Annotated in this window: 10 protein-coding genes; 3 read left to right on the top strand and 7 right to left on the bottom strand. The window is 65.9% G+C overall.

Going from position 1 to position 9,506, the window contains the following annotated elements:
• Window positions 1-329 precede the first annotated feature (329 nt).
• The 3 genes from msrQ to P1K30_RS08505 all read right to left on the bottom strand — a co-directional run bounded on the left by msrQ (window position 330) and on the right by P1K30_RS08505 (window position 3,534).
• Window positions 330-944 carry a protein-methionine-sulfoxide reductase heme-binding subunit MsrQ gene (msrQ, locus tag P1K30_RS08515; protein WP_275632266.1) on the bottom strand — a complete coding sequence of 205 codons (615 nt, stop codon included), beginning with the start codon at window positions 942-944 and terminating at the stop codon, window positions 330-332.
• 10 nt (window positions 945-954) lie between these two features.
• Entirely contained in the window at window positions 955-1,884 is a 930-nt protein-coding gene (gene msrP, locus P1K30_RS08510; protein ID WP_275632265.1) for a protein-methionine-sulfoxide reductase catalytic subunit MsrP, read from the bottom strand.
• 123 nt (window positions 1,885-2,007) lie between these two features.
• Window positions 2,008-3,534, bottom strand: coding sequence for an FMN-binding glutamate synthase family protein (locus P1K30_RS08505; protein ID WP_275632294.1), 1,527 nt, complete (start codon window positions 3,532-3,534; stop codon window positions 2,008-2,010).
• 266 nt (window positions 3,535-3,800) lie between these two features.
• Here P1K30_RS08505 and P1K30_RS08500 point away from each other — a divergent pair, with 266 nt between their 5' ends.
• Both P1K30_RS08500 and P1K30_RS08495 read left to right on the top strand, forming a co-directional pair.
• Window positions 3,801-4,289 carry a fasciclin domain-containing protein gene (locus tag P1K30_RS08500; RefSeq protein ID WP_275632264.1) on the top strand — a complete coding sequence of 163 codons (489 nt, stop codon included), beginning with the start codon at window positions 3,801-3,803 and terminating at the stop codon, window positions 4,287-4,289.
• Between the two features lie 295 nt (window positions 4,290-4,584).
• Window positions 4,585-4,830, top strand: coding sequence for an EF-hand domain-containing protein (locus P1K30_RS08495; protein ID WP_275632263.1), 246 nt, complete (start codon window positions 4,585-4,587; stop codon window positions 4,828-4,830).
• A 163-nt stretch (window positions 4,831-4,993) separates the two neighbouring features.
• Here P1K30_RS08495 and P1K30_RS08490 read toward each other — a convergent pair whose 3' ends face one another.
• The 4 genes from P1K30_RS08490 to P1K30_RS08475 all read right to left on the bottom strand — a co-directional run bounded on the left by P1K30_RS08490 (window position 4,994) and on the right by P1K30_RS08475 (window position 8,688).
• The gene (locus P1K30_RS08490) at window positions 4,994-5,263 is read right to left on the bottom strand and encodes a DUF6525 family protein (RefSeq protein ID WP_275632262.1); all 270 of its coding nucleotides are present in this window, start codon (window positions 5,261-5,263) and stop codon (window positions 4,994-4,996) included.
• Window positions 5,260-6,468, bottom strand: coding sequence for a GTP-binding protein (locus P1K30_RS08485; RefSeq protein WP_275632261.1), 1,209 nt, complete (start codon window positions 6,466-6,468; stop codon window positions 5,260-5,262). Before P1K30_RS08485 ends, P1K30_RS08490 begins: the two co-directional genes overlap by 4 nt.
• A gap of 107 nt (window positions 6,469-6,575) precedes the next feature.
• On the bottom strand, window positions 6,576-7,355 hold the full coding sequence (locus tag P1K30_RS08480; RefSeq protein WP_275632260.1) for a 3'(2'),5'-bisphosphate nucleotidase CysQ: 780 nt from the start codon (window positions 7,353-7,355) through the stop codon (window positions 6,576-6,578).
• Window positions 7,342-8,688: a TldD/PmbA family protein gene (locus P1K30_RS08475; protein ID WP_275632259.1), complete on the bottom strand. Its 1,347-nt coding sequence runs from the start codon at window positions 8,686-8,688 to the stop codon at window positions 7,342-7,344. Before P1K30_RS08475 ends, P1K30_RS08480 begins: the two co-directional genes overlap by 14 nt.
• Window positions 8,689-8,821: 133 nt before the next feature.
• On the opposite strand from P1K30_RS08475, the gene P1K30_RS08470 reads away from it, so the two are divergent.
• Entirely contained in the window at window positions 8,822-9,502 is a 681-nt protein-coding gene (locus P1K30_RS08470; protein WP_275632258.1) for a hypothetical protein, read from the top strand.
• Window positions 9,503-9,506: the final 4 nt, after the last annotated feature.

Raw genomic sequence — 9,506 nt, 5'->3', positions numbered from 1 at the left:
GCGACCCCCGGGCCGTCCCGCCAGCGCCTCAGCGCCGCCGGTGAAGGGGTATTTACGGATCACACCGACAACCCGCAAGGCCTTTTTTCAGAAAACGGCCAATCTTTTTGCCGGGGGTCATTTTACTGTAATAAAACAACGGGATAATCGTTCAGTTTTGTGGTCGTCGCCGCTTACTCCCCGCAGCTGCCGCTAGGTCCGTTTTGGCCGGAACCGACTCGGAAACCGCTTATCCACCGAGTCATCCACGGAATCTGCTTCGGAAACCCCGGAATCCCGCTTCGACTCGCGAGTCGCGCCGCCGACTCCGGGGCGCTCGCGGCCCCCAGTCAGGCGCGGGCCATCATCGGGCGGCGTTTGGGCACCAGACGAAGCCCCAGCAACCCGACGATGATCGCCATGTAGACCATCGGTTCCAGCTGGAAGCCTTTCGACAGGATGACGAAGTGCAGCCCACCCAGCAGGCAGGCACCGTAGACCAGCTTGTGCAGGGTGCGCCAAGTTGAGCCCAGCTTGCGCACGGACCAGTTGTTGGACGTCACCGCCAGCGGGATCAGCAGAACGAAGCTGGCCATGCCGACGATGATGTACCACCGCTTCACCAGATCGGCGGCGATCTGAGACCACAGCAGGCTCATGTCCAATACCAGCCAGATCAGCAGGTGCAGAAGCACATAGAAGAAGGCCACCACCCCGATCGCGCGCCGGTGCCGGATCAGGTTGACCCCGGCGAACCGCCGCAGCGGCGTGACGGCAAGCCCCGCGATCAGAAGCTGCAGGGCGAACAGCCCGACCTTGTGTTCCAGCGCGCTGATCGGCTCGACGCCGAGCCCGCCGGTGAAGCCAAGGTAGAACCACCATGCCGCCGGCAGCGGCGCCAGCGCGTAGAGAACCCAAGACGGGACAGCGCGGACGGCCGCGTTGATGCGATCGGGAAGGGTCATGCGACCGGCCTCAGTAGAACTTCGACAGGTCCATACCGGCGTACATCCCGGCGACCTCGTCTTCGTATCCGTTGAACATCAGCGTCGGGATCCGCTTGGCGAACAGACCGCCGCCGACCTGCCGCTCGCTGGCTTGCGTCCAGCGCGGGTGGTCCACCTGCGGGTTCACGTTGCTATAGAAGCCGTACTCGCTGGCGTTGGCCATGTTCCAGCTGGTGGGCGGCATGTCCTCGACAAGGCTGATGCGGACGATCGACTTGATCGACTTAAAGCCGTACTTCCACGGAACCACCAACCGCAGGGGCGCACCGTTCTGCTTGGGCATCGGTTCGTCGTACAGGCCGGTCGACAGGATCGTCAGCGGATTCATCGCCTCGTCCAGCCGCAGACCCTCGCGGTAGGGCCATTCAAGGATCGGCCGCTTCTGGGCCCACATCTCTTCCGGGCGGTACAGAGTTTCGAAGGCCACGTACTTGGCCCCCGGCTGCACGCCGACGCGGTCCAGCAGATCGGCAAGTTCGAACCCGACCCACGGCACCACCATCGACCACGCCTCGACACAGCGGAACCGGTAGATCCGCTCCTCTAGTTCGACACCCGACATGATGTCGTCGAAGGAATAGTCACCCGGCTTGTCGACCATGCCGTCGATCTTCACCGTCCACGGATCGATCGTCAGCGCATCCGCATATTCGGCAGGGTCGGACTTGCCGGTGCCGAATTCGTAGAAGTTGTTGTAGGTGGTGATCTCTTCGAACGTGTTCGGCGTGGCGTCGGTCGAAAACTGCGACGGCTTTGCGCCAAGATCGGCGAGCGCCGGGCCGGCGATCCCGCCCGCAGCCAGCGCGGATGCGCCCGCGATCAGTTGGCGACGGTTCAGGAACGCCGCCTTGGGCGTCACGTCGGACCAGTTCAGATCGTTCTTCCAGCGTCCAGCCATTGTCTTTCCTCCGTTTCAAAACCTAGGCCGACCAGCGGCCGCCGCCACATCGGGTTTCCCACTATGGCCCGACACCTATTGGACGTCGGACCAGGCAACCGCATGACGGCATCTTACAGTCAGTTACGGATGCAGTTCGCTTGAAGGGTTCAAATTGTTACGCCTGCGCTCTTCAGCATTTCGTGAGAACAGCTCGTTCATCGGCACAGAGATGCCCTGATCGGTCATGATCCGAACGTGCCTGCGGCGCATCCGCCGTGGCTCGCTGGCCCCGACCGAATGGGCGATCGTCTCGACTTCCTTGATGACGCCCTTCGCGTAATGGGCCACCTTCTTGTACTTGTCTTCGACCACCAACCCCCGCTGCAGCCGCTTGTCGTGGGTGGTCACCCCGGTCGGGCAGGTGTTGCGGTTGCACTTCATCGCCTGAATGCAGCCCAGCGAGAACATGAAGCCCCGCGCCGACGTCACGAAGTCGGCCCCGGCGCACAACGCCCATGCCACGTCCGAGGGGTTCACCAGCTTGCCGCTGGCCACAAGACGGATGCGCTCTTTCAGGCCGAAGTGATCGCGCAGGTTCGCAACCAGCGGCAGCGCCTCGCGGATCGACATGCCCACAAGGTCCATCAGCGGCAGCGGCGATGCCCCCGTGCCGCCCTCGCCGCCGTCGAGAGTAATGAAGTCCGGCGCACTGTCGGGACCGCGCTGCACGATCAGCGCGAACAGTTCGGACAGCGGCTGCATCGACCCGGCGACGGTCTTGATGCCCGTTGGCTTACCGGTCACCTCGCGGACGTGGGCGACCATATCCAGCAGATCGCCCCAGTCGTCGACCTCGATATGCCGGTTCGGAGAGATGCTGGACTGCCCTTCCGGGATACCCCGGATCGCTGCGATCTCGGCGGTGACTTTCTCGGCCGGAAGGATGCCGCCTTTGCCGGGCTTGGCCCCCTGCGCCAGCTTGATCTCGAACATCCGCACCTGCGCGTGCCCGGCGATCTCGCGCAGCCGGTCGTCCGACAGGTTTCCGGATGCGTCGCGCACACCGTATTTCGCGGTGCCGATCTGGAACACGATGTCCGCGCCACCCTCCAGGTGATAGGGCGACAGACCGCCCTCGCCCGTGTTCATCCAGATCCCGGCCTCTTTCGCGCCCCGGCTCAGCGCACGCACGGCAGGTCGGGACAGGGCGCCGAAACTCATGCCCGAGATGTTGAAGAAAGATTGCGCCATATAAGGTTCGCGCGCGTGAGGGCCGACCATCATCGGCTCGGTGCTGGCGCTTTGGTCGTCCAGCGGAGGGAAAGCGGCGTTCACGAAGATCGGCGTACCGACGACGTTCAGATTGCGGGTCGACCCGAAGGCCACCGTGTTCCCTGCCCCCGCCGACGCCCGTCCGATCCAGTCCCGCTGTGCCCGGTTGAACGGCATCTCCTCGCGGTCCATCGCGAAGAAATACTGTCGGAAGAACTCCCCAAGCTCGGTGAACACACCACGGAACCGTCCGATCACCGGGTAGTTGCGGCGCACAGCGTCCGCCGTCTGCGTCTTGTCGATGACGTAAAGAACCGCCGCCAGAAGCGCCGCGCAGCCGACCGCGCCGACAAAGGCCAGCGCCATGATCTCCAGCGCCCTCGCGACGACGTTCATGTACAGCATGGTGCCTCCTCCGGTGCCTGCGGTCCCGCCGACACCCTCCGCGAAATAGCCGCCGGACCGCAAGGGCGTGCTCACCTGAGTTCACGTTGCGTCACCCGGTCGTGATTTGAAAAGCGGCAAGCGTGCGGCTTAGCGCGGATTGACCAAGCGTCAAGAACGTCATTCAGAAATGTGACCTTGATCTAACCGGGCGGTGCGCCCCGTAGCCACCGCGATGTCACCGACGACATCTGCATTGCAATGAAGGGAGTTACTCAATGCTGCGCAGAACCATGATGACGCTGACCGCCGCCACCGCTTTCGCCCTGCCGGCCGTAGCCTATGCCCAATCCGCCGAAATGAACATCGTCGAGGTCGCTCAGGACGCCGGCAGCTTCTCGACCCTGCTCGCCGCCGCCGAAGCCGCCGGTCTGGTGGAAACGCTGACGGGTGAAGGCCCGTTCACCGTGTTCGCCCCGACCGACGATGCGTTCGCCGCGCTGCCCGAAGGCACCGTGGACACCCTGCTGATGCCCGAGAACAAGGATCAGCTGACCGAGATCCTGACCTACCACGTCGTTCCGGGCGCCGTGATGTCCGGCGATCTGTCGGACGGCATGACCGCCACCACCGTTCAGGGGTCTGACGTGACCATCTCGACCGAGGGCGGCGTCATGGTGAACGACGCAAACGTTGTGACCCCGGACATCGAGGCCTCGAACGGCGTGATCCACGTGATCGACGCCGTCATCATGCCGGCGATGTAAATCCCGCACCGGCCGGTCACCCAGCCGGCCGGACCCCGCTCACGGCGCGTCCCCCCGCGCCGTGGGCACCCAGCCGCCGGAATGCGCCCATCGCACCGGTGGCTTGCCGCCGATAGGCACCACACCCCTCTTTTCGCGCGGAACACCGCGCTGCGACGCGGCCTCTTTCTGCGGGCGGACGCCGAAAACCGCCCCGGTTTCAGATCACCGCTGCGCCAACCGTTTTCCGCCCCCATCCTCTGCCCGTGGACAAGGCTACGACCACCCACGCCCCCGCAACAGAGGATACATTTACATGAAGAACGCGCTCATCACTCTGGGCATCCTCGCCGCCACCGGCGACACCGCCGTCGCGATGACGATGGAACAGATGGACGCCAACGGCGACCGGTCCGTCAGCTTGGCAGAGATCCAGTCGGTACATCCCGCCGTCACCCGCGAACAGTTCGCGACGGCGGACGAGAATTCGGACGGCCTTCTCAACGACGCGGAACTTGCCGCCGCCCAGCAGATGGGTCTGATTCCGGCTGGCCACGGCTGACCGGATGCCGACCGGGTCGCGGTCGGTCGGGGCGGACTCCAACCATCCCCAAGGCCTCGGGCCATGCGCCCGGCCGGTCCGACCGCATCGCGGCCCGGAACGCAAAACCCCGCCGGTTCCGTCCGGCGGGGTCACGTGTCACCGCGAAGTCGCTGAAAGGCCGTCAGTGGCGCCCTGCGCCCCAGACCTTCACCGCATCGCGCCTCAGCAGGCGCTCTTCCAGCCCGGACAGGGCGCGTGCCGCCGAACCGGCGTCGCCTTCGGCCTGTCGCATCGCGTCCCGCCACGCCCGTAGCGCCGAACGCGGCGACCACGGCAGGGCCGCACCGTTCAGCCATCGGCGCAGGTCCGGTGGCAGGCGGTCGTACTCGGCCATCGGGTTCCCCGCCCGCCGCCGTCGCGGCAGGGAACAGGTGTCGTTGCCCCGTCTCATGCGGCCTGCGACGCCTCGCGCCAGCCGGGGAACGGATCGGCCATATCGGCCCAGTCCGCCGGGGCGAAGCCATCAGCCGTCTCCAGCAGCGCCGAGTCCAACGCCGCCACAAGCGCCTCACGGTCCATGCCCGACCCGATGAACACCAACTCTTGGCGGCGGTCGCCCCAAGGCTCGATCCAGTTGTCCCGGATATAGGGGTGATCGGGCCGACGCTCTTTCGGCACCGTCGCCCACCAGCGGCCCAGCGGCTTCACAGTGCTCAGCGCACCCGCCATCGAGAACTCGGCCAGCCAGTCAGGCCGCGTCGCGATCCAGAAGTGTCCCTTGGCCCGGATCACCCCCGGCAGCGGCCCGGTCAGCGCCGCATGGATCTTGACCGGATCGAACGGCGCCCGCGCCCGGTACACGAAGGACGATACGCCATACTCCTCGGTTTCGGGCACATGGTCGGCAAAGCCGTACAGCTCCTTGGCCCAAAGCGGATGTTCGTGTGCGGTTTCGAAATCGAACAGCCCGGTGTCGAAGATCTTTGACGCGGGCACCTTGGAAAAATCCGTCTCGACGATCCGCGCGTCCGGGTTCAGCGCGGTGACGATCTTGCGCGCCGCGTCCACTCGTTGTGGCCCCGCAGCCGACACCTTGTTCAGCACCACAACATCCGCGAACTCGATCTGGTCCACCAACAAGTCCACCAGCGACCGGTCGTCGCCGTCGCCCAGGCTTTCCCCCCGGTCCGCGATGAAGTCGTGGCTGGCGTAGTCCTGCAGCAGGTTCACCGTATCGACCACCGTCACCATCGTATCCAAACGCGCGACATCCGACAGGCTTTCGCCGTTGGCGTCGCGGAATTCGAAGGTCGCCGCCACCGGCAGCGGTTCCGACACGCCAGTGGATTCGATCAGCAGGTAGTCAAAGCGCCCCTCGTCCGCCAGCCGCCGCACCTCCAGCAGAAGGTCGTCCCGCAGGGTGCAGCAGATGCAGCCGTTGGTCATCTCGACCAGCTTCTCTTCGGTCTGCGACAGGTCGGCGCCGCCGTCGCGTACAAGATCGGCGTCGATGTTCACTTCGGACATGTCATTGACGATGACCGCCACGCGTCGACCGTCGCGGTTGTTCAGGACGTCGTTCAAAAGCGTGGTCTTTCCGGCACCCAGAAAACCGGACAGGACCGTGACAGGCAGACGTTTATCGGGGATTGGCATCGCAGGCTCCATGATTGTTACTGTATAACATACCATCGCCACCCAAAGCCGCAACCCGCATTCCCAGCGGATGCCGCCATTGATCCTGATTGGTGCGTGCTGCGCGCTCAGCCCTGCCCAAGCCGGCGCAGGAAATCTCCGTGCAACGCCCCCGGTGCCACCACGCATCCGGCGCTTTGCGCGCCCTTGGAATTGAACCGCAACGCGGCGCCCTTCGCATCGGTGGCCAAGGCGCCCGCCTCTGCGGCGATCAGGGCCCCCGCCGCGATGTCCCAGTCCCATGTCGGGCGCAGGGTGATCATCGCGTCGAACCGGCCCTCGGCGACAAGGCACAAGCGATAGGCAAGCGACGGGCGAAAGTGCCGCTCGACGTCCGGCACACCGCCCGGCCAATGCGCCGCGTCCATCACGGGGCGCGACGCCAGAACCTCGGCCCGGTCCGCCGTCGTCCGGGCCGACGTGGCAATCGGTTCACCGTTCAACAGCGCGCCGCCGCCAAGCTGGGCGCTGTAAGTCTTTTCCAGCTTCGGAAGATGCACCACCGCCGCCACGGTCTTCCCGCGCTCGACCACGGCCAGCGAATGCGCCCACGTCGTCTGGCCGTCCACATAGGCGCGGGTCCCGTCAATCGGATCGACGATAAACACGCGCTTGGCCGATAGCCGTTCGGGGTTGTCCGGTGTTTCCTCGGACAGCCAGCCATAGTCAGGCCGCGCCTGCGTCAGGGTCTTGCGCAGGTAGGTATCGACGGCGATGTCGCCCTCGCTGACCGGGCCCGCGCCGTCCCCCTTGTCGCGCACCTTCTGATCCGTGCGCCAATAGCGCACCGCGATCTTGGCCGCCTCGCTGGCAGCCGCGCTCAGCAGGTCGGCATCACTCTCCGGCAAGGGTGAGCCCTTCGACCAGAAGCGAGGGCACACGATAGCTGCGATGCGCCCGGGCGTCGTTCGCCGGGGTGATCCGCATCAGCATGTCCCGAAGGTTGCCGGCCAGCGTGCATTCGTTCACGGGATAGGCAATCTCGCCGTTCTCGATCCAGAAGCCGGACGCGCCACGGGAATAGTCGCCCGTCGTCGGATTGATCGAACTGCCAAGCAGCGACGTCACCATCAGCCCGGTGCCCATCTCGGCCATCAGCTCGGCGCGGCTTTTCGGCCCCGCGGTCAACTCGATGTTGAACACACCGGGCGACGGCGGGCTGCTGGTGCCCCGTGTCGCGTTGGCGGTGCTGGGCAGGCCAAGCTTGCGACCTGTCGCCAGATCAAGCGCCCAGCCGTGCAGATGGCCCGCATCGACGATTTTGCGCTGCGCCGTCGCCAGCCCTTCGGCATCGAACGGGCGCGACGCGGCCGCGCGCGGGCGATGCGGATCCTCGGTGATCGACAGCCAGTCGGGCAGAACCTGCTGGCCCATCGCATCGCGCAGCCAGCTTGCACCGCGCGCGACGGCGGTCCCGTTGATCGCGGACAGCAGGTGGCCGATCAGCCCGGACGAAATGCGTTCATCGTACAGCACCGGAAACGCGCCGGTCTTCGGGCGCCGCATCCCCGCCAACGCAGCCGCGCGCTCACCGGCAAGGCGACCGATCTCTTCCGGGGCGGGCATGTCGGCGGCGTGCAGGCGGCCCTCGAACGCGTGGTCGCGCTCCATCCCGGTGCCGGTGCCGGTGATCGCGGTGCAGGACACACCGTGGCTGGTGCGGGCATAGCCGCCCGCGAACCCGTTGGTCGCTGCCAGATGATGCGCCCGGCGGCCATAGCCCGCGCTGGCGCCATCGCTTTGGCTGACGCCGGACACGGCGACAGCGGCGGCTTCGGCGGCGCGGGCGCGGTCCTCAAGCGTCTGCGGATCGGGTTCATCGGACGGATCGTCAAGGTCCAGCGCGGCAACGTCCCAGTCGCGGGCAAGCTGCTCGGGGTCGGCAAGGCCGGCGGTCGGGTCTTCGGGCGCTTCCTTTGCCATCGCCACGGCGCGTTCGGCCATCTGCGCGATGGTCTGGTCCGACGTGTCAGAGGCCGAAACGCTGGCCTGCCGCCGCCCGATCAGGACGCGCAGCCCGATGTCGGTGCCCTCGGACCGCTCTGCCTGTTCCAGCTTTCCGCCCCGGACGTCGATGTTGATCGAGGTGCCCTCAACCGCGATGGCATCGGCAGTCTCGGCCCCGGCCTTGCGGGCGGCGTCAAGCAGGCGTTCGGTCAGGGAAGCGAGACGGTCGGACATGCGCAGGGACTTTCGTGAATTGAAACCTCACCCCACCTAGTCCCGCCCGCGCGCGCCTGCAAGGCGGGCGACCCCTTGCACCAACCCATCCGCTGTGCCCTTCTTCCGGCATTCGGCGAAAGGGAAAGCGGCAATGGTGCGTCTGGTCGGTGTGATCCTTGCAGTGTTCTGGGCCGTCGCGGTGGCGGCGCAGCCAATGCGGGTGCCCCCCGTGGACGAGGCACCGAACGACCCGGAGTTCGCCGCGTTCCGGCGGGCGTTCCTTGATGCGGTCATCGCGCGGGACATCGACGCAATCCTGTCGATGACCGACGAGACCGTACAGCTAAGCTTCGGCCTCGACAGCGGACACGATACCTTCGTGCAGATGATGACCGTACCAGAGGAAACGCTGGCCGAAGAGTACCGCCACGAGGCACCGGCCCTGCGCGAGGCTTATTGGGCCGCGCTAGAGACCACATTGCGGCTGGGCGGCGCATTCGAGCAGGGCGGCACCGAGTTCATCGCGCCCTACCTGTTCACCTTGGAGCTTCCCGGCGTCGACGATCCGTTTGCCGTCTATTGGATCCTTGGCGAAAGCGTCCCACTGCGAAACCGCCCGATCCGCTGGGCCGCAGAACTTGCGCGGCTGAACTGGGACGTCGTCACGCGTGTCGAAGGCGGAGAAGGCAGTGGCTTTTACGCGGTCGAGACCAGCGACGGCATGCGCGGCTTCGTGGATGCCGACGACGCGCGGGCGCTGGTGGATTACCGGGCGATCTTCTCGAAGCAGTCCGGCGCGTGGAAACTGCTCTTCTTCCTCGCCGGAGACTGACGCC

It is taken from the genome of Psychromarinibacter halotolerans, assembly GCF_029168315.1.
Classification (GTDB): Bacteria; Pseudomonadota; Alphaproteobacteria; order Rhodobacterales; family Rhodobacteraceae; genus Psychromarinibacter; species Psychromarinibacter halotolerans.
This window is presented reverse-complemented; position numbering and strand designations above follow the sequence as displayed.